The 23413-nt window shown below is 55.8% G+C and carries 15 protein-coding genes; 6 read left to right on the forward strand and 9 right to left on the reverse strand.

Annotation, left to right across the window (positions count from 1 at the left end):
- Positions 1–6: 6 nt before the first annotated feature.
- From PSR63_RS09840 to PSR63_RS09860, 5 genes are all read right to left on the reverse strand, one after another.
- Positions 7–2796, reverse strand: a complete 2790-nt coding sequence (locus tag PSR63_RS09840; protein ID WP_274332845.1) for a c-type cytochrome domain-containing protein — start codon at positions 2794–2796, stop codon at positions 7–9.
- A 99-nt stretch (positions 2797–2895) separates the two neighbouring features.
- Positions 2896–5286, reverse strand: coding sequence for a DUF1549 and DUF1553 domain-containing protein (locus PSR63_RS09845; protein WP_274334318.1), 2391 nt, complete (start codon positions 5284–5286; stop codon positions 2896–2898).
- Between the two features lie 122 nt (positions 5287–5408).
- Positions 5409–7817: a PPC domain-containing protein gene (locus PSR63_RS09850; RefSeq protein WP_274332847.1), complete on the reverse strand. Its 2409-nt coding sequence runs from the start codon at positions 7815–7817 to the stop codon at positions 5409–5411.
- 203 nt (positions 7818–8020) lie between these two features.
- A complete protein-coding gene (locus PSR63_RS09855) occupies positions 8021–9328 on the reverse strand; it encodes a DUF1501 domain-containing protein (RefSeq protein ID WP_274332848.1) in 1308 nt (435 codons plus the stop codon).
- Positions 9329–9802: 474 nt separating this feature from the next.
- Complete coding sequence (locus tag PSR63_RS09860) at positions 9803–11107, reverse strand: outer membrane protein assembly factor BamB family protein (protein ID WP_274332850.1); 1305 nt, start codon at positions 11105–11107, stop codon at positions 9803–9805.
- 187 nt (positions 11108–11294) lie between these two features.
- Here PSR63_RS09860 and PSR63_RS09865 point away from each other — a divergent pair, with 187 nt between their 5' ends.
- From PSR63_RS09865 to PSR63_RS09875, 3 genes are all read left to right on the forward strand, one after another.
- Positions 11295–13034 (forward strand): tetratricopeptide repeat protein, encoded by a 1740-nt coding sequence (locus PSR63_RS09865; protein ID WP_274332852.1) that lies wholly within the window; start codon positions 11295–11297, stop codon positions 13032–13034.
- 128 nt (positions 13035–13162) lie between these two features.
- Positions 13163–13525 (forward strand): 4a-hydroxytetrahydrobiopterin dehydratase, encoded by a 363-nt coding sequence (locus PSR63_RS09870; protein ID WP_274332854.1) that lies wholly within the window; start codon positions 13163–13165, stop codon positions 13523–13525.
- Positions 13526–13655: 130 nt separating this feature from the next.
- Positions 13656–14006 (forward strand): hypothetical protein, encoded by a 351-nt coding sequence (locus PSR63_RS09875; protein ID WP_274332855.1) that lies wholly within the window; start codon positions 13656–13658, stop codon positions 14004–14006.
- Between the two features lie 7 nt (positions 14007–14013).
- On the opposite strand, the gene PSR63_RS09880 is transcribed toward PSR63_RS09875, so the two are convergent.
- A complete protein-coding gene (locus tag PSR63_RS09880; RefSeq protein ID WP_274332856.1) occupies positions 14014–14559 on the reverse strand; it encodes a dual specificity protein phosphatase family protein in 546 nt (181 codons plus the stop codon).
- Positions 14560–14759: 200 nt separating this feature from the next.
- On the opposite strand from PSR63_RS09880, the gene PSR63_RS09885 reads away from it, so the two are divergent.
- Both PSR63_RS09885 and PSR63_RS09890 read left to right on the forward strand, forming a co-directional pair.
- The gene (locus PSR63_RS09885; protein ID WP_274332858.1) at positions 14760–16280 is read left to right on the forward strand and encodes a ThuA domain-containing protein; all 1521 of its coding nucleotides are present in this window, start codon (positions 14760–14762) and stop codon (positions 16278–16280) included.
- A 116-nt stretch (positions 16281–16396) separates the two neighbouring features.
- Positions 16397–17254: a ThuA domain-containing protein gene (locus tag PSR63_RS09890; protein ID WP_274332860.1), complete on the forward strand. Its 858-nt coding sequence runs from the start codon at positions 16397–16399 to the stop codon at positions 17252–17254.
- An 86-nt stretch (positions 17255–17340) separates the two neighbouring features.
- On the opposite strand, the gene PSR63_RS09895 is transcribed toward PSR63_RS09890, so the two are convergent.
- On the reverse strand, positions 17341–18309 hold the full coding sequence (locus PSR63_RS09895; protein WP_274332862.1) for an SPASM domain-containing protein: 969 nt from the start codon (positions 18307–18309) through the stop codon (positions 17341–17343).
- 376 nt (positions 18310–18685) lie between these two features.
- Between PSR63_RS09895 and PSR63_RS09900 the strand changes: the two genes are divergently transcribed.
- Positions 18686–19030: a GYF domain-containing protein gene (locus PSR63_RS09900; RefSeq protein ID WP_274332864.1), complete on the forward strand. Its 345-nt coding sequence runs from the start codon at positions 18686–18688 to the stop codon at positions 19028–19030.
- Positions 19031–19040: 10 nt separating this feature from the next.
- Here PSR63_RS09900 and PSR63_RS09905 read toward each other — a convergent pair whose 3' ends face one another.
- Together PSR63_RS09905 and PSR63_RS09910 are read right to left on the reverse strand one after the other, a co-directional pair.
- Positions 19041–20492 carry a DUF1501 domain-containing protein gene (locus PSR63_RS09905; RefSeq protein WP_274332866.1) on the reverse strand — a complete coding sequence of 484 codons (1452 nt, stop codon included), beginning with the start codon at positions 20490–20492 and terminating at the stop codon, positions 19041–19043.
- A 46-nt stretch (positions 20493–20538) separates the two neighbouring features.
- Positions 20539–23400, reverse strand: coding sequence for a DUF1553 domain-containing protein (locus PSR63_RS09910; RefSeq protein ID WP_274332868.1), 2862 nt, complete (start codon positions 23398–23400; stop codon positions 20539–20541).
- Positions 23401–23413 lie beyond the last annotated feature (13 nt).

Here is a 23413-nt window from a genome sequence, read left to right on the forward strand (position 1 = left end):
TTTGCCTTACTGGTACAGGTTCTGGAGCAGTTCCGCTTGACGCTTCAGCTCTTCCAGCTTGGCCTGAGCGGTTGCCATTTCGTCGGTGCCCGCTTCGACCTTTTGCTTGTGCTCGCGAAGCTGGGCATAAACGGCCGACTTCTCTTCCATGACCTTATCGAGTTCAGCTTGAAGCTTGGCGATTTGATCTAGCTTCTCTTGCATCTTCTTTTCCATCTCGGCCTGCTGGGCAGCAGCTTCAGCAACTTGCTGTTCCTGGGTCTTGATACCCGTCAGCATGGCTTGCTGTTCGGCTTGCAGCTTGGCTGGGTAAGCCGCGAAGTCAGCCATTTCCTTCTTGAGCGCTTCCAACTCGGCCTTGGCGGCAGCCGCTTTGTCGGCAGCAGCCTTGGCAGCGGCGGCCTGATCGTTCATGGCTTTCTCGACATTCGGCTTGGCTTCTTCCAGCTTCTTGAGCTGCTCGGCCTGCTTCTTCATGTCGTCGTCGTACTTCTTGATCAGGTTCTGCTGATTGCCCGTTTCCTTGGCAGCATCTTCCTTGGCCTTCTTGGCAGCTTCGATCGCCGACTTGGCCGAAGCCAATTGGGTATCGGCGGTCTGCTTGTTCTGCTTGGCCGTGGCGATTGCCTTTTCGGCGTTGGCTTTCTCCGCATTGGCCTTGTTGGTCTCTTCCTGAAGCTGCTTCACTTCCGCTTCGGCGGCAGCGATTTGCTCGGCATCTTTCTTCAGCTCAGCGTCCTTGGCGGCGATCGCGCCGGTCGACTTCTTCGCTTCGGCAGCGAACTTATCAACTTCTGCCTGAGCGGCCGACTTTTCGCCATTGAACGAATCAATTTCCTTCTGCTTCGATTCTTTCTGATCGTCCGGCGTTGTTTCCTTCTGCTTGATCGCTTCCGCGATCTTGGCATCCAGGTCGGCGACCTTCTTCTTGGCAGCTTCCATGGCTTGCTGCTGCGAAGCGAGCTGTTTCTTCAGCTCATCGAGTTGCTTCTGGTGTTCGGCCTGAGCGTTCTTGGAAGACGTTAGCACTGAACTCTTCTCTTGGATCTTCTTGCCGTAGTCGGCCAGCTTGGCATTCACCTGGTTCAGGGACTGCTCCGCCTTGGCGATTTCGCCGGCCCACTTCTTGGCGTCGGCATCTTTCGCGGCGGCTTCTTGCTCTTGTTGCTTCTGCTTCGCTTCCGAATCGGCGATGGCCTTCTTCAGCTCTTCGATCTTCTTCGCAGCGGCGTCCATGGCGGCCTTGGCGTTGTTGCTGGCCGTCTTGGTGTTCTCGATCGCAGCGAGGTGATTGTCAAAAGCTGTCTTCGCTGCCGCAGCGGCGGCACCTGTATCGGCAGCAGCCTTGTCGAACGTACCGATTTCGGTCTGCAGCGAAGCGATCATCTCGTCGTAGGTCGGAGTGACGGCTTTCAGCTTGCCGAGTTCCTTCATCCCTTCGATTTGATAGACGCGAATTTCACCAGTCCAGTCACCCACCACGATCTTGGTTCCGTCGTGATTGAAACAGGAACGCAGCGTCAGATCAGCAAAGCCAGGCGTCCGGGCAAGTTCCTTTCCGTCACCGGCCCAAACCTTGGCGACCTTGTCGCGACCGGCCGTGACCATGCGTCCGTCGTGGGTGTAGCTGACCCACTCGGAACCACCACCGTGGGCACCAAACGACTTGATATTCTTGCCGTCGATCATGGCCCACAGCTTGACGTCGTTATCGCTGCTGGCAGAAGCCAACACGTTGGAGTCCGGCTGCCACGAAACGGCATTGATGCTTTGCTTGTGACCCTGGAGGTTCATATATTCGCGAGCCGTTTCAGCTTCCCAAACGAACAATCCGTTCGAGCGATCGGCCGAAGCCAGCAAAACGCCATCGGGGCTGTAAGCGATCGAGGTAACCCAGTCGGTGTGCTTCTTAACTTCGTGCAGCAGCGAACCGTCCGCCGTCGAGTAGATGCGAATCAGTCGTTGAGGACCACCCAGAGCAACACGCGAAAGATCTGGTGAGACGTCGGCAGCCAGCACGGCATCGTATTCATCGCCCACGGTGACCAGCGGCTTACCGTTACGCACATTGAAGAGCGTCACGCTGCCGGCGTAGCCACCACGGCCACCACCAGCCATCAGCACTTCGCCGTTACGGCTGAAGCGAAGGATGTATGGAATGCCTTGCGGGTAAGGAATCACGCCCAATAGTTTCAGCGTATCGGTGTTGTACAGAGCAATTTGTTTCTGACCGGCAATGGCAACCAGCGGTGCCCAAGGGCTATGGGCCATGGCGGTGATCGCACCACTGCTGTCGAGATCCAGCACGGGGGCTTTCCACAAACCTTCCGGCATGGCGGCAGGACCTTCCGGCTTACCGGTGGTCACGGGGCCAGACATTGCCAGGCCACTTTTCTTTTTAACTGCGGCCTTCGAGCCACTGTTTTCAAGCGCACCCAGTTCGATCCACTTGGCGATGATGTCTCGCTTTTCCTGCGCGATCGGGTCCTGCCCTGGTGGCATCTCGGGAGTTTCATCCCCGTTGATGAGTGCGAACAGACGCGAGCTTTCGACATCTTGCGGGATCACCACCTCGCCACTGGCACCACCTTCAAGCGTGGCGCCGAAGCTTTCGAGGTTCAGACCGCCTTTGGCATCACCTTGGTTATGGCAGTTGAAGCAATGCTCGCGCAAGATCGGACGAACGTGGTCCTCGTAGGTGATCTTCTCGACCTTGTCGCCGGCTGGCTTGGCATCTTCAGCCGCGGCCAGCGTGGTCATTGCGAATAAAACCAGAAGTGGGAGGGTGTAACGCATCGCTCAATACTCTGTGCGAAAAAAGGCAGGCAAACGAAGGCGGGGGTCAAGCGTGCCAGCGAACTTGCCGCGGCACGCTATGGAAGTCTAGCTCACGAATTAGTGGTTAAACATGAACTCACGGGAGTTAAGGACCGCCCAAAAGACGTCCTCGAGACCGCGTTGACGGTTCTCTTCTTCCTTGAGAACAGCCGTGAGCTTCTCTCGTTCTTCCGCCGTTGGCTTGCGACTCAAGCAGCGGATGTAAATCTTGTCGATGATCTGATCGTTGGTCAGTTCTTCCTTGACCCAATCTTCGACCAGCTTGCCACGTCCGATCTTGTCTTGCGTGGCCGAGCCATTAAGCATGTGCAGGGCCTGGGACAGGGTCGGCGAGGTGGAAGCCTCACACGTACAAACCGTTTCACGTTCGCTGCGACCAAAGGTCGTCAGGAAGTAATTGGACGTCTTCCCGTCAGCAATCTGAACGGCTCGCGAACCGAGCGGCAGACCACGGAACTTCTCGTCGTGGTTGGTTGCCTGACTGATGCAGTCCAAGAGTTGCTCGGCCTGGATCCGACGAACCTGGGCGTAAGCGAAGTTCTTGGTATCGGACTTGTTACTGTCGTTAGGAACGGTCGTTCGCTGATAGGCCTTCGAGGCACAGATATCACGAACGAGCTTCTTGAAGTCGTAGTTGTACTCGACCAGCTTGTTGCCAAGCGTAGCGTACAGCTCTGGGTTCGAGGCCGGGTTACTCACGCGGACGTCGTCGACTGGATCGACAATACCGACACCAAAGAAGCTGGCCCAGACGCGATTAGCAACGCTGCTGGCGAAGTAAGGATTCTCGGGAGCGGTCAGCCACTCGGCGAGCACTTCACGACGATCGCGTCCCTTCAGGTCCGGTTCAACACCACCCAGGAACTTCGGTTCCATGACCGTGTTGCCGACCAGGTGACGCACGTCACCACCGCCGCGGTTGTAGATGATTCGCTCGCGGTAGTCTTCGGTGTTCTTACGACCGATCTGAGCGAAGAACGCAGCGAAGCCATAGTAGTCATCCATCGTCCAACGATCGAACGGATGGTTATGACACTGGGCACACTGGGTTCGCAGACCCATGAAGACCTGAGCCACGTTTTCGGCGGTCTTCAGGGTATCGGTTTCGATTTCGTAGTAGTTCGTTGGCGGGTTGCTGAAGGTACCACCCGAAGCGGACAGCAGGTCGCGAACCATCTGATCTAACGGAACGTCGTTCGAGATCTGTTCGGTCAACCAGCTGTAGTACAGGAAGGCCGACTTATCGCTCACGCGGTTGGTGCTCTTGATCATCAACAGCTCGGCCCAACGCATGGCCCAGATTTCCGAAAACTCTTTTCGCTCAAGCAGACGATCGACCAGCTTGGCTCGCTTGTCGGCCGAAGTGTCTGTCATGAACAGGGTGTATTCTTCTTCCGTAGGCAGCAGGCCGGTGATATCGACCGTGGCACGACGGAGGAACTCTTCGTCCGAGCAGATCTCGCTAGGAACGATACGCAGCTTGTGCAGCTTGGAACCGACCAGCTCGTCGATGTAGTTGCCAGCAACCTGAGGCTTCTCGTACTGCAGGTCTTTCGGCAGAACGACGACCTGGCTACCGACGGTGTGGGTATCGAAGCGAGCCATGACGAATGCTTCACCACGCTTCGAGGCGGTACACAAACCGTGCTCGTCGATCGGAGCGGAGTTGTCATTGTTGGACATGAAGACGGCCAGATCGGTCACGTCACGCGTGGTACCGTCGGCGTAGAAAGCTTTGACGATGAACGACTGCTGAGCCCCTTCCCCTTCCAGAACGGCCTTGGGCGGGTAGATCTCGATCCGGTCGCATCGGGGCACTTCGCCTTCGTCGAGCTTGGCACCCGTTTCCAACCAACGCAGCAAGGTGGCGTAGTAGTCGGAGTCTTTCTCAAACAGCTTACCACCGGTGTGAGGAACGCTACCGATGGCCTTTTCCAGCAGCAAGCTGGCTTGAGGATCGGCAAGGTTGATACGGCGGGTTGCCTGTTCGCGGGTGGTGCGGAAGTAGTCACCCGATGGATCGAAACCAAACAGCGACAAACGGAAGCCGTCCTTACCGCGAGCGGCACCGTGGCAGCTACCGGTGTTACAGCCAGCACGCATGAAGACAGGCATCACGTCGAGATGAAAACTGACCGGACGTTCGTCCGTTGCCTGGGCGACCTTCACCGGAATCTCGACTTTGTGACCGGCATACTCGATCTTCAAAGTCGTTTCGCCATCGGCGACCGGGAGGATCAAATTGCCATCCCGCTTGACGCTTCCTTCGGAAGCTAAGGTGGCGGTGGCCTGAGCGGTCACATCCAACGTGACGTCATCATCACGTGTCGCGACAACGACATAATGCTGAGCGTCCCGGCTGGTCAGCAATTCAATCGAACTGGGATAGACGTTGATTTCGCGAATGGCGGTCTCGGCCTGGGCAGTGGTCGCTGCCAGACAAATCATGAGACCGCTGAGCATCCAATGAGCGATTGCGTTACGAGTCACGGTGACTCTCCTTCGGCTTTCGCCGTTTATCCTGGGGAGGGTATCGGAAATCTTGATTCGGGGGATCAGGAAACGAGCGGTTACTCGCCCATTTCCTTGGCCAGTCGCAGTTGTTCCAGGCGACTGAGCGGACGTTCTGGTTTCGGCTTCGGAGCTTCTTCCTTCTTGCCGTCATCCTTTGGTTTGGCGGTCGCCACTTTCGGTGGCAGCGGCTTGTCGACCCGAAGCTCAATGTTACCGTTGGTCTGAACGATTGGTTCTTCGTTCTCGGTAACCGTGATCCGGGCCACGATCGACTTGTGCTTACCGTCTTTGGCTTCCTTGGCAACCTTTACATTGAAGACAGCCTTTTCAGCGTCTTTGGTCACTTTGACTGGTTCGGTGGTCACGCCCGACGGCATGCCGAGCAACTGAACCGTTGCTTCACCAGGGAAGTCACGCTTGGCGGTCAAACCGACGATGATCTGAGTTTCCTGACCTTGCTCACAAGCGGCCTGGTTGAACGCGAAGTCAACCACGCGGTCAGCAACTTCCAGGTCAGCGAAGGGGGAAGCGACTTCGGACAAACCGGAGGTTCCCAGAACGCAGATCTTATGAACGCCGATGGCTGCACCACCGTTGGCCGTCACCGGAATCTCGGCTTCGGTCTGACCCTTTTCGATCTTGATCGAACGGGAAGCACCGATACCCGGTGGATCGTCCAGCAAACGAAGGCGAATTTCTTCTTCAAACCCTTCGGCACGCGTCGCTTTGACTTTCAGCTTCATCGAACCGTCGCGAACAACAGGAACCTTGGGCTGAACGATCTCGAGTTTGTAAGGAACTTTCTCAACGACAGCAACCGACATACGATCGGAGTCATGCCCCCACACGTCACGGTTGTTCTGACCACGAACGAGCATGGTTCGTTGCAGAACGTGCCCTTCGACCTTGATTGCTTCGTTGGTCGGCTTCGCCACAACATCCACCAATTTGCCGTTCGGTTGGGCATCGGGCTTCGCACGCATCAACACAGGCAACTTGTTCGTGTTTTCAGCCATCGGGAAGGTAATCACTTCGATCCCTTCTGGCAGATCTTTGAAGTCGAAAATCAGTTCACCACCGAAGTTTTCGCGGCGAGCGGTGAGCAAGACGGCCATGTAGTTGTCTTGAGGAACGCTCATCGTCCGGGCCTTGTAACGTTCGACTTCAGGAATCTCGACGACCAGGCTGGGCGTACGCTGCGTGACTTCCACGCGGTAGATGTTCAGCGGGCTGCCAGAGCCGAGGTGGTCTCGGACGCGAACAACCAGGTCGGTGTCTTCTTCCGCCTTGACGCGAACATAGCTATCGATGTTTCCGCCGGTGTCATCGTTGCCACCCAGACGCTTGCCGTTGGATTGCTGATAGACGTCGACGACTGGATCCAAGTAGGAACGCAAGTCTTCGCGAGCATAGACGCGAACGTCAAACTCTTGCCCCTTCTTGGCGGGGAAAGCGAAGCAGTCGTAGTCACCCTTCTCTTCAATCACACCGCTGGCGACGCCTGGCCCTTGCATGGGCGTGGCCTCTTTGCGGTCGTTGTTAGGTTCCTTTTCGACGACGCCAGGCAGGCTCGAAACGAACAGGCGATTGGGGGAAGGAGCGATCCCGTACTGATCTTCGGGATAGTACATGAATTCGCCTTCCTTCTCAGGCAAGCGAACCTTGGCGGTCTGCGTTCCCGAAGGATCACCAATCCAGGTAACTTCGATCTCTTCACCAGGCTTGCCACCGGTTGGGTAAATACCCTTAGGACGTGGGAAGCTGCCAACGCTCAGGCGATAAGCACAGTTACCATTTCCGCCGTAGCTGCTTTCGCGAACCTGAATGATGTACTTGCCATCTTCGGGAGCCAACAGCGAGCAGAGGCAGTCTTGGAACAACAGTGGTTCATCGTCGCTCTTGGCGAGTTCAAAACGCTGTTCGTTGAGAATGGCAATGTATGGATCGAAAAAGGTCAGACCCAAACGAAGGCCGGTCAATTCGGCGGTGATCCGCTGGCCCTTCTTCGCTTCGATCACGAAGTAGTCGACGTCTTCATTCTGAATGATGCCGTTGACGGTGGTGCCCATCTCGACGACTTGCGGTTCTTTGAAGTCGCTATTGGGCTCTTTCTCTTCGATTTCGGGCAGAGCTCCGACATAGAAGAGAACCACATCACTCAGGCCGGTCGCCGTGCGTAGCCGCATGCCGTGCTGGCCAAGGCGACAATCGGGGGCGACATTCAGGGTGACTTTCACCTTCTTGTCGTCTTCCGCGACGATCGATTTCGTCGAGACACCCGGCTCGAAATACAGAATCTCTTGGGCATCCTTCAGGCGATCCCCTTGCAGCAGCACCTCGATCTCTTGACCGCGCTGAAAACCGGGAGGGTTGATTCGCGTGAAACTCGGCTTCGCAGCTAGGATATCAGCTGAGATCAGCGTCGTGATGACCGTAGCCAAAAGAAGAACATGGAGGCGTTTCATGACAATTCCGCGTCCAGATGAAAGGGTCAAATCGTGTGGGGGAGAAAACGAGAGCCGGAAGCTGGCAGTGAACCGAACTCACGATTTTAGGCGGGATGATAGGTTCGGCCTGAGCAAACATGCCCAGGCCGATTGTTTTATTCTAACCTGGACCTCGCGAAGGCGAAGGTTTTTCTGCCGTCGCGAAGCCAGTTTCTAGCAAGTTAGGCCAGCAGGTCTTTGATGACCTTGCCACCGTCAACGATTTCAATCGGACGATCGCCAGGAGCCATCAGTTCCTTGTCAGCCACGATGCCCAACTGGTGGTACATGGTGGTGGCAAGATCTTCAGGACCGACTGGGTCGAGTTCGGGTTCGCTGGAAGTGGCGTTCGAGGCACCGTGGATGTAGCCCTTCTTCAGACCACCACCGGCCAATGCCACGCTGAACACCTTCGGCCAGTGATCGCGACCGGCGTCCTTGTTGATCTTTGGCGTACGGCCAAATTCCGAGGAAACCATCACGAGCGTGTCGTCCAGGATGCCTTGGCGGTCCAGGTCGCGAATGAGCGCCGAGAAGGCTTGATCGAAGTCAGGCACCTGACGCTTGATGCTGTCGGTAATACGTTGGTGCATGTCCCAACCGCCGTAGGTCAACGTAACCATACGAACGCCAGACTGAACCAGACGTCGAGCCATCAGCATTCGCTGACCAGCCGTATTGCGACCATATTCGTCGCGAATCTTCGCATCTTCGGCTTCGATATTGAAGGCGTCACGAGCTTCTGGCGACGAAACTAGGCTGTAAGCTCGTTCGTAGAAGGTATCCATTGCCGCAACTTGATCCGACTCATTCTTCTGAGCGAAGTAGCTGTTAACGGCATCCAGGGCCGAACGACGACGATAGAAACGAGCGTCATCCACGCCGCCTGGCAGGCTCAGGTCGCGAACCTTGAAACCACCACTGGCCGGATCGGAACCCAGCGAGAATGGTGCAAAGGACGAACTCAGATAGCCAGTACCTGCGTATTCGTTTGGTACGTTTGGTACACAAACGTAAGGAGGCAGATTCTTACGCGGACCGTACTCGTGGCTCACCACGGCACCGAAGCTTGGGAACTTCAATGCGGGGCTTGGACGGTAACCGGTGAACATGTTGTGCGTACCACGTTCGTGAGCGGCTTCACCGTGGCTCATCGAACGGATGATGCAGAGCTTATCAGCAACTTGAGCGGTCTTAGGAAGTGCTTCGCTGAAGTACTCGCCGGTGTTGGTTTTGACCGTCTTCATTTCGCCTCGGTATTCGATCGGCGAATAGGGCTTCGGATCCCACAGTTCTTGCTGAGCGGCACCGCCCGGCAAGTAGATATGAATGACGCTCTTGGCCTTAGCTTCAATGAAATCATACTGCTTGATTTCAGCCTGGGCCTCTTGCAGACGGAACATGTCGGACATGCTCAGCCCCAAACCAGCCGCGGCGCCGACGGTAAGAAAATTACGTCGACTCAGCGGGTTCCCCTTGCACTTCTTCATGACCATCTCCAACAGTTGTGGGTGTGTTCAGCTTCTTAGGAATGACTTGAACCGACGAAAGGTTTCATCAATATCAAGCGAAACGGAAGGAACTGCGTCGAACCCCTACTGTGTGAAGCGCAAGGGGATTGGACGCGTAGCAAAGTATCGAACGATCGCCGGCAAACTCGACCATCGTTAAAAAGGCAGGCAAATATGGGTAGGTAATGGCAGGAAAAAAGCCACTTGAGATACAAGCAGCCTTATCCATTGAGTGATCAATATAACGATCGCCACCCGTATTGTCAAAAGAATTATAATGGATTTGAGCTATTTAACTTCCTTGGCAAGTGGCAACTTAAGCCGTTAATTGGAAACAGTTTACAACGAAATGATGTCACGAGCCATCAGCAGAATTCGGAAAAAAGAGCCGAGTAGCCCGATTTGCTATCTCGAGCACCTCAATTTAACTGCTTTTGTGCTAGCATTCGGCGGCTAGTTGGCAGGTGCCAGGCAGTAGAGATGGGTCGACGTTCGCCAGTACAGTTTTCCGCCTGCAAAGACCGGGCTCGCAAACCCGCTTCCTTCGAGGTGAAACTGGCCCACCGAGTTGAAATCGGGGGTCGCATCGAAGACATGCATCGTCCCATCTTCGTCTGGGACCAGCATATGGTTGCCGTATAAAGTCAATGACGCACTAAAGTTACCGCCGATACGCTTCCTCGCGAGCCGCTCGCCGGTCTGGGCGTCATAACAGAGCCCAATGCCATCGTCGTTGACGGCGAAAATCTTGCCGTCATGCACGAGGGGCGACGGAACATAGATCCGCTCCCTGGCTTCCCAGGCGATCTCTTCGCTGATCTGCTCCCCGTTTCCGCTGACGCGTACGCCAATGGAACCATTTTGGGGATACCCGCCGGTCGAGATCACCATATCCCCAGCCACAGCTGGAGTATTGGCGGTCGTCTTCGCAGGCCCATTGACCGACCACAAAAGCTCGCCATTGCTTGGATCATAGGCCGAAGTCTTGCCAGTACCCCCAATAATGATCTGCTGCCGGCCAGCGACTTCCGCCAGAAGAGGCGTGCCGTAGCTCGGCTCATTGGAACGCCCTACCCGCCAGACGATATCGCCGGTGTCTCTTCGCAAAGCGGCCAAAAAGCCGGGGCCATTGGAGTCCCCCAGGACAATGACGTACGAATCGTAGATGATTGGCGAACTTCCATAACCATGCTGACTTCGGAACGGTCCGGCTTCTTTTTGCCAGACGATCTGTCCTTTGAGATCAATCGCCGTGACGTACAGCGAATCTTTCACCACGAACGCGGTGAAGATGTAGTTGCCGTCGGTGGCAGGCGTTGCCGATGCCTGGGAGTTCTTTTGATGCGTCCGCATAAAATCCCCTTGATGAACCGTGGTGGTCCAGTTCGGCTTACCCATGACGGTCTCGTAGCAAACGAGCGATTTGGTTTCTTGCTTGTCATCCGCCGTGGTGATGAAGATTTTGTCCCCTACGACGATGGGCGAAGAATGTCCCAGCCCCTGGATTTTGGCACTCCAAACCACGTTGGGCTGGCTGGTCCACTGGAAATCAGCGATCTCTTGATGGGCGATGCCGTCGCGATCTTCCCCCCGCCACCAAGGCCAACTGCCGGGCGGCAACGACACCGGGTCCGCGGCTTGGGCGGCTTCGCTTTCTGGGGTGTGGATTTCGGCAACCGGCTCTTGTCGACAACCAAGCAACAAGGCTCCCAGCGCAATCGAAAGCGACACACTTCGGCGATATCCTGCGAGCATCATGCGTCTCCGTGGGCGAGTCATCCGGGCAATTGCTTCTTCGCATATTACCGGATCGAAATAAATTCCCTGAATTCTCGTCGTGGCAAGGTCTGCCTAATTGCTTAGAATAACATTCTACGCCAATCCGATTACAAAATGTTCTCACGGAGTTAGATAAAACATCATGGTTGGGCGATTCTCCCTCTTCGTGGTAGCCACAATGGTCTGTGGCTTCCTAACCCTCCCTCTGGCGGCTGAGGATTACGCCGGGCAAGCCGATCTCGACAAAGCTGTCGACCTGAAACTCGATGCGGAAGGGATGGACGACCTGGCCAAGGTCGCCGAACTTTGCGAGTCGGCCTTGGACAAGGGCCTGCATGAAGAAGACCAGGTCTTCGCAAAACAGCTGCTCACCTCGGTCCGATACCAACGTGCCGAAGCCATGGGCAAAGGCATCTTCGAAGAAGCTCAGCAGCGCAAGGACTGGAAAGACCTGCGCGACAAAGCGGTTGCCGAAGTGGACCAGGGCCTGAAGTACGACGATTCGGTCGGTATGCTTCATTTCCTCAAAGCCCGCCTCTTGCTGCTTCCGGAAGGAAACCGCGATGAGGCCAAGAAGAGCATCAACAAGGCGATCGAATTACTGAAGGGAACAGGCGAGCCCCTTTCCAAGGCGCTGGTCGTTTCGCTTGTCTTTGCCGAAGGCCCTGATGCTCAGATTGATGTGCTGACCAAGGCGATCGAAGCTCACCCCAACAATGCCGATGCATATCGACTACGCGGATTGATGTACCTGGAACAGGAAAAATTTCAGGAAGCGCTGGCCGATCTGAAGGTCGTGACCGAACAACTGGCCCCCGGCGATCTGACTTCGCTGCAAGCCTATGCTCGCGCGTTCGCCAGACTTGGTGAGTTCGACGAAGCGATCAAAGCGGTCGACCAGATCATTAAGGCCAATCCGAACTCACCCATCGGCTACTTACTGCGAGCCCAGTTCAAGACGATGGCCGGCAACCTGAATGCCGCGATCGAAGACTTGGACCAGGTATTGGTTCTCGCTCCACGATCGGTGCCTGCTTTACTCATGCGGGCGAGTTTGTACGTGGAAAGTGGAGACTTTAAATCGGCCCTGCAAGATGTCGAACGGGCCTTGGCTGCCGACACCGGCAACATGCAGGCCTTGCTCATGCGGGCCACGCTTTACGCCCAGGAAGGCAAGTTCCCCGAAGCCATTCGCGACCTGGAAGCTCTTCAGATTCGCAACAGCGAAAACGCGACGATCACCCTGCAACTGGCGACCCTGTATCAAGCGGACAAGCGTCCTCGCAAGGCAGTGGAAGTCTACGACCAGGTCCTAAAGATCGAACCAGACAACGTCATCGCATTGCGTGGCAAGGGAGACGCCCTGCTCTCTTATGGCAAACATGCCGAAGCGGTCGCGACCTACCTGGCAGCCTTGAAGATTCAAGATGACGAAGAAGGCGGCATCTTGAACAACCTGGCCTGGGTCTTGGCCACGTCCCCGAAAGAGGATGTTCGCGACGGTGCTAAGGCCCTCGAGTACGCCGTGAAAGCCTGCGAAGCGACCGATTACTCGCAAGCTCATATCCTTTCGACATTGGCTGCGGCCCATGCCGAAAAGGGTGACTTCGACGAAGCACGCAAGTGGTCGAAGAAGGCCGTGGAAGTCGCTGGCGGAGACGAAGCTGCCGCCGAGATTCGCGATCACCTGAAGAGCGAGCTTGACGCATACGATGCCAATGAAGCCTGGCGTGAAATCCAGAACACCAAAGAAGGTGGCAAGACCGATACCATCGCCGGTCCGGCTTCCAAGGTGGCCGAACAGCTGAAGGACGCCGACAAGGAAAAGAATGGCGACGAAGAGAAGAAAAAAGAGGACAAGCCCGAAATGATGGAACCTGTCCCAGACATGGCTCCCGTTTCGTAAGCCAACGCCTTTTTGTTTGCTTCGCCTCGGTGGATTCGAAAGAATGAACGCAGAGGCCATACCGAAAAAGAAACCTTGCCCTGGCCTCCTATTGGCGCCAGGGCTTTTTCATGAAGGGACTCCACATCATGGATATTCAAACGCCGGATCAATTGACGCAAAAGAAGTGCAAGCCGTGCGAAGGTGGTGTCGATCCATGCAGCTTAAACGAAGCCAATGATCAGCTTGGCAAACTGGAAGGCTGGTACCTGACGCACGACGGCCAACGCATCCGTAAAGACTGGACCGTGAAGAACTTCATGGCCGGCATGGACTTTTTCAACAAGGTGGCCCAGGTGGCCGAAGAAGACGGACATCACCCCGACCTTCACATCGCCGGTTATCGCAACGTTTCCATTGAACTTTGGACACATGCGATCGGCGGACTTAGCGAGAACGACTTCATCCTGGCAGCCAAGATCGATGCCGTTCCGATTGAGGTAAAGTCCTAACTGGCATACGGATACAAACGTGTTCGTATGAAGTCCTGGTTAATGACCACGCAGGACCAATTTGCGTTCTGCGGCAGGTGACCTAAACTTTGGGAAGTTACTGCGCACGCGTCTTACCCCCAACATGGTCATGAACGAAGAGACGGAACTTCTCGATAAGCCTCAGCTGCCGGCCGTTGCTCCTGAGGCTCCGGTTCCGGCCGAGCGAACGATCGATGCAGGCCTTCCGCCCAGCATTCGTTCAGCCGTGCGTAGCCATACGATCATCTGGATCGTTATCCTTTCGATTGGTCCGCTGGGTTTGCCACTGTTGTGGCTGAGCCCGAAGTACCCGGCCTGGGCGAAGATACTGATCTCGCTGGCCACGGTTTTCTTCACCGTTATTTTGCCAGTTCTAGTGACGATCTACTGCGGCGAATTTCTCGTTCGTGGACTGCTCGAGGCCATGGAAGAAGCCAACCGAACTGGCGGGGCAATCTAGCTAACCGTTACGCTTCAGCCTCTTCCTGGAGCATTCGGTAATACTCCTTCACTACGGGGCGGCGATAGAGCGTTGCCAACACCTGGCGTCGCTTTTCCAGAAGGAAGACCTGGGCCTGCTCAGGGGTCATCCCCTTAGCTTTCATCAGCCAACACATCACGATGGTCGCACTACGGGCTCGGCCTGCTTTGCAGTGGACGTAGACGTCCTTTTCGTCGGCAACGAACCGTTCGATAAAGCGAACCCCTTCATCGATGTCCTCGACGCTGGGTGGGGTGAAGTCAACCGTTGGCAGGTAAAGCTGCTCGACCCCGTGCTCTTTGTAGACGTCCAGTGGGCCTTCGTATTCGTGACACGTATTGATCACCCCTTTAATGCCGCTTTCGGCCAGGTCGACGGCCATCTTTCGCGACGGGACAGCCCCGACGAAAACATGGTCTTCGATTTCGTCATACCAGCGCCACCACTTAAGCCGCCGGATCATCGTCCAGTTGTAGAGGTACGAAGGCCAGTAGATCAATTTCGCGTAGAGATGCTGGAAAAAACGCTTCATGATGGGCAAAAATAGTCGATTCCCGGGGGATACAGCGTAGGAAGTTAATCAATTGATTCCCTTTGCCTAAGCCACCGATTATGATGGTTGGCGGTCTCTGAGCCCACCCTGCCCAGGCGAAATGTCGCGGCAGCCTACCCATATGAGGCAAAAACGATGCCTCGTTCCCGCCTGAAATCATCTTGAGGAGAAACCTTTCTATGTTGCGTCTGGTGTGTTGCTTTGGCCTGCTGTTGAGCATGGCCACGTTCGTGATGGCCGAAGAGCCCGCTTTGAACCAACCTCCCAAGGGCTTCAAGCAACTGTTCAACGGCAAGGATCTCTCCGGCTGGAAGGGCCTCGTTGCCAATCCTAAGAAGCGGGCCGAGATGTCGCCGGAAGAGCTCGCAGAAGCTCAAGCGAAAGCCGACGAGTCGATGCGAGCGCATTGGCAAGTTGAAGATGGCGTTCTGATTTTCGATGGCAAAGGGCAAAGCCTGTGCACCTCGAAGGATTACGCTGACTTCGAGATGTACGTTGACTTCAAAATCAAGAAGGCCGGCGATAGCGGCATCTATCTGCGTGGTAGCCCTCAAGTTCAAATTTGGGATCCCGAGAACGAGAAGGGGGTCGGCTCAGGCGGTTTGTTCAACAACCAGAAGAACCCCAGTAAGCCCCTCGTCACTGCGGACAAGCCTGTCGAAGAGTGGAACACTTTCTTCATCCGTATGATCGGCGACCGCGTGACCGTCAAGCTAAACGGCGAGCTGGTCACTGATGACGTCGTGCTGGAAAACTATTGGGAACGTGACAAGCCAATCTACCGCACTGGCCAGATTGAACTGCAGAATCACGGTAACACGCTGTACTTCCGCAACATCTACATTCGCGAACTGGTCACGCCAGAACAACTCGCGAAGATCGAAGAAGCCCTACCGGAAAAGCCACGGGTCGAACCGAAGGAAAAGCACAACGTGCTGGTCTTCACCCGTTACGACGGCTTCCGTCATAGTTCGATTCCCGTGGGTGCCATGGCGGTGAAGATGCTGGGCGAAAAAACCGGTGCGTTCGACGCTCGCATCACCAACGATCTTACGATGCTCTCTCCTGAAACGCTCAAAGATTACGACGCGATCGTGATGGTCAATACGACCGGTTCGTGGATCAAACCCCGCGACGAAGACATCGCCAAGCTGGCTGCCGCCGGCAAGGAAATGAGCAAGGAAGACGCCGAGAAGATGTTCCGCGAAAGCCTGTTGGAATTTGTCTCCAGCGGCAAGGGCCTGGTCGGCTTCCATGCTGCCAGCGACGCGAACTATCACTGGGAAGACTTCGGCAAGCTGATCGGCGGTTACTTCCACGGTCACCCTTGGCACGAGAAGGTCGGCATCAAAGTCGATGATCCCGAGCACCCCTTGATGGCTGCGTTCGGTGGCGAGAACTTCGCGATCGTCGACGAGATCTACCAGTTCCGCGATCCCTACTCCCGCGAAGCACTGCACGTGCTGCTCTCACTGGATGTCGATAACACGAACATGAACAAGGGTGGCATCCATCGCAAGGATGGTGACTTTGCTGTTTCGTGGGTTCGCAAGTGGGGTGACGGCCGCGTGTTCTACAGCTCGCTGGGACATCGCGAAGAGATCTACTGGAACCCTCAGATGCTGAAGTTCTATCTCGACGGCATCCAGTTCGCTCTGGGTGACATCGATGGACCAACGGCCCCCAGTGCCGCCAAATAAGAAAGAACGATAAGAGCTAACCGCGGATGACACGAATGGAAGCCGAACGTTCCATTCGTGTTTTCTCCGTGGTCCTTTTTCCTGCCAATCCCATATCTAATCAAGGAATTCCCCTCATGACGTTTCGCTTGTTCCGCCCCTTGCTGGTGATGCTTTTCGTCCTAGTAATCGCCGGCACTTCCTTTGCCGAAGAAAAGGCCAAACTGAAGGCCTTGCTGATTACCGGCGGTTGCTGCCACGACTACCCGAACCAGATCAAGATCATCACGCAAGGTCTAAGCCAGCGTGTGAGCATCGAGTGGGATGTGGCCCTGGCTGACTCCGATCGAAAGACCAAGGTCCCCGTCTACGAGAACCACGACTGGATCAAGCCGTACGACCTGGTTGTGCACAACGAATGCTATGGTGCGGTCGATAATGTCGAATTCGTGGAAGGCATCGTCAAGGCACACACCGAGCACAAGATTCCCGCGATCTTCGTTCACTGCTCGATGCACAGCTATCGCAATGCCAAGACCGACGAGTGGCGAAAGCTGATCGGTATGCGAAGCACCAGCCACGAAGGCAAGCATCCGCTGGACGTCGTCACGTTGGTGGAAGATCACCCGATCATGAAAGGCTTCCCGCAGAACTGGAAGGTCGAACGGGGCGAGCTATACAAGATTGAAAAGACATGGGACTCGGCCACACCGCTGGCTAAAGCTTACGGCGTGGATACGAAGAAGGATCACAACGTGATCTGGTGCAACGAGTACGAGGGGACCAAGACCTTCTCGACCACCTTGGGCCACTACAACGAAACGATGAATAACGATGCGTGGCTGAGCCTGGTCGCTCGCGGCATTCTCTGGAGCGTCGATGGCCTGAACGAAGATGGCACCGCCAAACCAGGCTTCGAAGGAACGGGCAAAGCCGAGATCGACCTCAGCACCCCGAACCCGGACAAGGACAAGAGCCCTACGCCGGCCAAGTAAGTCCTACTTACCCACAAAGCGATCGAAGTAACTCTTAGGCAGCCCACTAGAACAGGGCTGCCTTTTTCTATGCAAGTCGCAAATCACTAAGAAGCTTTTCGCGGCGAGCAAAAGATCGTTCGCGTCGCGCTGCGGGACGATGATTGCCCTTCCGACTCGTCGGCAATCTTTCGCAGTTGGGATTGTGGGTATTCGTGAAAGCGTTGTTCGCCGACCGATTCATAGATCGAAATCAAGGAAGGCCTGCGGAGCGTACTCCCTAGTCCTGGGCAGCCTTGGCATTGGTTCTCGGTACGATTCTTTCGCCACGATTCCATCGACGAACCTTCCCATAAGCCACGTAGGCTGTCTTCTGCCAGGCTACCGAAATAGACCCGTTGCCGATGCTGGCCGCTGCACCCGGTCAATTGGCCGCAAGCGCCGAATGTCATCACGCGATACGGTTCTTCGCACAGCTTCATACCGTAGTCGGCCTGTTGCTGCTCAAGCGAGAACGCGCTGGCCCCACCGGTGCGCTGCACGCGAAAGGCGGTACGCCAACTCAGTTGATCCAAACGCCCCGCCACGTCGATCGACAGATTCCCTTGGGGAATGCGGACGACCAGTTCTGACGAAAGCTGCCAGGCACTTTTCACGCGTGCGTAGTATTCGATTGTTCTCAACCAGACTTCGAGTTCGTCTGATAGCTGCTCTTGGTCAGCCTGGTGAAAGGGTAGCAGTTGGTTACGCAGATCGGTGGGCAGAGCGAACTCGATCGTGGTGAACGCTCGAAAGACTTCCTCCACTTCTTGCCGCATCATCCCCACGCCGTTGGTGAACAGGACACGCTGCGGAAAGCCCGTCAGGGCAATCATGCGACCATGGTCGACCAGTTCAGCCAACTCGCCGGGGTCGGCACCAACACCCCGGACATGAACAGAGTGGAGGGTATCAATCTGGCGAACGGCAGAGAGAATCTCGGACAACCGATCCGGCGTCATCATCACACGCCTCGGCCCGTTAGCATCAATCAGATGAAGCGACAATATCCATGGATCGTACTTCAGACGCGTCATAGCCTTCGTGAACTTCCCTGTTTCGTGTAGGTGCGATTGACGCCGTGCTAGTCAGGCGTCATTCGCTTGGTCGAAGCCACCCCTCCGGGACGACTGGGATCAATCGATACTGAACTGGGGGTGTTGCTCAGGCCAATAATGCTTCTCGCGCCAAAATGATGTTAGGAGAGCGCGAACCTAGATGATTCCGACTTCCCCCAAGCGAAGCAATATCAACTCTTTCCATTTCGCCCAGAGATGCTGTCTTCGCTAGCAAGTTAAGAACTGATGAACATCCGATGAAGACCTGCCAATCTGCAGAACCAACGCCGACATTAGTCGTAGGGATTACTGGAACGCTATCGGAATAGCCCACCCCTACCCCAGGTCCGCTGCCATGAAGTCGGAACAGATTTTCCAGAAGCTCGGCGAGATCTTCCCCACTCTCAAGCCGCTGCTTGAAAGTAAAAAGAAGAAGAACCGGTATCCTGGCCGCGAGAAGCGGAAGACGCCGCTGCGCGCCCCCGAACCGGCGAAGGATGCCAAGCCGGACCTGACCGAGTTCTACGTGAAGTTCCCACCCAAATTCCAGGAGTCGGGACCTTATCGGTTAGCGGAACTCAAGACACTCGCTCGCGACGGGCTGATCACCGGCGAGACGCACATCCGCACCGACAAAACATCGTGGATGTACGCCAAGAACATCAAGGGCCTGGTGGCTTTCGAATCTGAAGAAGATTAGCCGGCTGCTCTTAAGCCAGGACGTCGTGAACGACATGACCGTGAACGTCCGTCAGGCGGAAATCGCGGCCAGCATAGTGATAGGTGAGCCGTTCGTGATTCATACCCAGGCAGTGCAAGATGGTGGCCTGCAGGTCATGTACGTGGACTTTGTTTTCGGCGACCTTGAAACCAAGCTCATCGCTGGCACCGTACGATAGTCCAGGTTTAACTCCGCCACCTGCCATCCACATGGTATAGACATCCGGATAGTGGTCACGGCCCAGGACCTTGCTGCCAGCCGTTCGCCCTTCGCGAAATGGTGTTCGACCGAATTCGCCACCCCAGATCACCAGCGTATCGTCCAGCAGCCCTCGCTGTTTCAGATCCTTAATCAAGGACGCAACGGGGCGATCCATCGTGGCACACTTGTTTCGGAGGCCGTCTTGTAGACCGGTCGCGGCGCTGGTGCCGTGGAAGTCCCAACCCCAGTCAAACAGCTGCACGAATCGAACACCACGTTCCACAAGACGCCGTGCGAGCAGGCAGTTGTTTGCCAAACTAGAATCACCAGGCTTGGCCCCGTAGGCATCGAGGGTGGCCTGGGTTTCCTGATTCAGATCCATTGCCTCCGGAGCAGCCATCTGCATGCGGAAGGCCAACTCGTATTGGCTGATGCGTGTTTCGGTTTCGGGATTACCATTCCGCTCGAGTTCCATTTCGTTCAGGTCATTCATCGCATCCAATGTCATGCGACGCATGTCCTTGTCCATGCCAGCCGGGTTATTCAGGTAAAGGACCGGATCTCCCTTTGATCGGCACTGAACCCCTTGGTAAACCGACGGCAGGAATCCGCTGCCCCAGTCGCTGTTCCCCGCCGAGGGATTCGAACCACTGGAAATCAGCACGACGAAGCCAGGCAGGTTGGCGTTTTCCGAACCGAGGCCATACGTTACCCATGACCCCATCGAAGGACGCCCTAAACGAGGCGACCCGGTGTAGAGCAGCAGTTCGGCCGGGGCATGGTTGAACTGGTCGCTGTTCATCGAATGGATCACGCACATATCGTCCGCGATCTCTTCCATGTGCTGTAGCGCGTCCGACATCCACAATCCGGACTGGCCGACCTTGCGGAACTTATGCGGTGTGCCCATCAGCTTGGGCGTACCCTTGGTGAACGCGAACTCCTTGCCTTCGAAGAACTCAGCCGGGCAATCTTGACTGTCGTGCTTGATCAGCTCTGGCTTGTAGTCGAACAAGTCCAAGTTCGGCGGCGAGCCAGCCATGTGCAGGTAGATCACCGACTTGGCCTTGGCAGGAAAGTGCGGCTTGCCAGGGGCTAGCGGATCCTTAGGTGTCCCGCCGGCGGCGTTTGCGGCACCGCCCAGGAGCGAACTCAATGCCAGTCCGCCAATTCCGGCCTGGCACTGCGAGAGGAAGTAGCGACGCGTAATATTTTGCAAAGGTCGATGGAAAGGATTCATCGGTTTCTCTCGGTCGAATTTCTGTCTCGATCAGCTACAAACGGAACTAGCGATTCAGGGTCTCATCCAGGTTCAACAGCACGTTCCCCAGAATCGTCCAAGCGGCTAGTTCATCCGCCGGAGCCCCTTCAGGAAGCGGCCCGATTGGATCGGTAGCCAACTTGGTCGCCTCTTCCGGCACGGTCGCGTATTGCGATTTGACCTGCTCGTATAGCTGAATCAGGCGAGCTTTCTCTTGATCGGTTGGTGGCCGCTGCAAGACGCGACGGAATGCGTATTCCATCTTCGCTTCCAGCGAAAGGTCTTTCTGATCCCAAACCTTGCGACCGAGTGCCTGAGCGGCCTCGATAAAGACCGGATCGTTCAGCGTGACCAAAGCTTGCAGTGGCGTGTTGGTGACGATGCGACGGACGATGCATACTTCACGGCTCGGTGCGTCGAATGTCGACATCGACGGGTAAGGAGTCGTGCGACGCCACATCGTATACAACCCACGGCGATATCGGTCTTCGCCGCTGCTGGTGGTCCAGTCCGTCGATCCACCGAATGCGGCCTTCAGACCCAAGCTTGGTCGAGGCGGACGGACGGAGGGACCAAACATCTTGTCACTCAAGAGTCCACTGACGGCCAAGGCCTGATCGCGAACCATCTCGGCCGACAACCGCACGCGAGGACCGCGCGAGACCAACTGATTTCTTGAATCGATCTCTCGCTTCTCCGGCGAGGTGCTGGCCGACTGCCGAAACGCCTGGCTCATGACGATCTTCTTCACCAACCACTTGGTATCCCAGCCATGCTCCATCAGTTCGACTGCCAACGTGTCGAGAAGCCGCGGATGGGTCGGCAGTTCACCTTGCGAGCCAAAGTCTTCACTCGTCTCGACAATGCCGATCCCGAAGAGCTGTTCCCAATAACGGTTCACGACGACCCGGGCAGTCAGCGGATTCTCGCGGCTGACCAACCACTTGGCCATTGCCATTCGGTCGGCACGTGCATCCTCGGGGAAGGCATGGAAGCTGTCCAATACACTTGGGCCGACTTCATCTCCCAGGGATTGGTAGTTTCCCCGAATCTGGATATGCGTTTTACGGTGCTTGTCTTCCGGCAGTTCCTGCATCACAGGAGTGGTGATCGGCTTGATGTTGGCGAGCGACTTCTCAAGCTTTGCGATGTTTTGCTTATGCTTTTCAATTTCCGGCGAGTTGTGTTTGAGGTAAGCAGCCAGTTCAGCGCGAGCACGCTCGTCCATGCCGTCGACCGATTTGGGCGGCACAAACTCAGCACTGGGATTAAACGGAGCATCAACTCGACCGGCCCAGACAGGCTGGCGTTTTTCGTCAAGGATGACGACGCGGCACGACTTCATACGATTAAACAAGTCGTTGTCGGTACGGTTCCAAATGACCACTTTGTCGATGGTCGTGTTGGCCCCCAGGTCGACTTCCCACCAGGGATTCTTTTCCTGCTTGGTGTGCGTTGTGCTCATCGCACCAGAAAAGTCGCCGTTGGTGTTTCCATCGATTGCCAGCTTGGGCGGACCGTTGTAGTCGACGCTGCTTTGCGAGGCTTTGCCCTTCATGGCGACATTGTTTTCGCCGGAGAACACCTGCACTTCGGCGATGTGCAGAAAACCACTTTCGGCCAGGTTCTCGACACGAACATAGCGGCCCACATTGGGCACGTGCTGCGACAAGGCAACGTCGGTCGAATCGGCGAGCAGTTGCTTCAGCTTCGCCTTGGCTTCTTCAATCTGCGACTTGATGCTTGCTTGTTTCGCTTCTTGCTCTTCGGTGAACCACTTATGCAGCGGGGACTCGTCTCGGCGGTCGGCATCGGCCGACTGGTTGAAGATCGCAAAGAACTCGAAGTATTCCTTCTGCGTGATGGGATCGTACTTATGGGTATGGCACTGGGCACATTCCATCGTCAGGCCCATCCAGGCTAGGACGGTCGTGTTCACTCGGTCAACGACGGCCGCGTTGCGAAACTCTTCATCGTTCGTCCCGCCTTCGGAGTTGGTCATCGTGTTGCGATGAAAACCGGTGGCGACGATCTGATCGCGGGTCGGATCCGGTAGCATGTCACCGGCAAGTTGCTCGATACTGAATTGATCGAACGGCATGTTTTCGTTGATGGCCTTAATCACCCAGTCGCGATAGGGCCAGATCGTGCGGAGGTCGTCCTGGGCATAGCCCATCGAATCGGCGTAGCGAGCGATGTCCAACCAGACGCGTCCCCAACGTTCGCCATAGGCCGGATCGGCCAGCAAACGGTCAACCAGCTTTTCATAGGCGTCAGGAGATTCGTCTTGAACGAACGCTTCGGTTTCTTCGGCCGAAAGGGGCAGGCCGGTCAAAGCAAACGAAACACGACGTGCCAAGGCATACCGATCAGCTTCCTGATTCGGCGTGAGCCCTTCTTCTTCGAGACGCTTAAGGATGAACGCATCGATGTCGTTTTTCACCCAGTCGGCTTTTTCCACCTTGGGTGGTTCATGCTTCTTGGGAGCCTCAAACGACCAGTGAGGCGCATATTGGGCGCCTTGCTCGATCCACGTACGAATCAGCTTCACTTCGCGGTCGGAAAGCTGCTTGCCAATCTCGGGAGGCGGCATCCGGGTGAACTCGTCATCGGTGATAATCCGTGCGAACAACTCGCTTTCGTCCACATTGCCAGGGACGACCGCCGTTAGGCCGCTATCGAGTTCTGTTTTGGCGTCTTCCTCGATATCAAGGCGCAAACCGGACTCACGCGATTCAGGGTCAGGCCCATGGCAGTGAAAACACTTGCCCGAGAGGATCGGTCGAATATCACGACCGAAATCAATATCCTTCTCCTCGGCTGCAGCTGTGGTTGTCAGCAACGCCAAGCAGAAGAGTGCCATACAGGCATAGAAAACGGATTTCATAGATCACCAGAAA

The organism is Bremerella sp. P1, assembly GCF_028748185.1.
In the GTDB taxonomy this organism is placed as follows: Bacteria; Planctomycetota; Planctomycetia; order Pirellulales; family Pirellulaceae; genus Bremerella.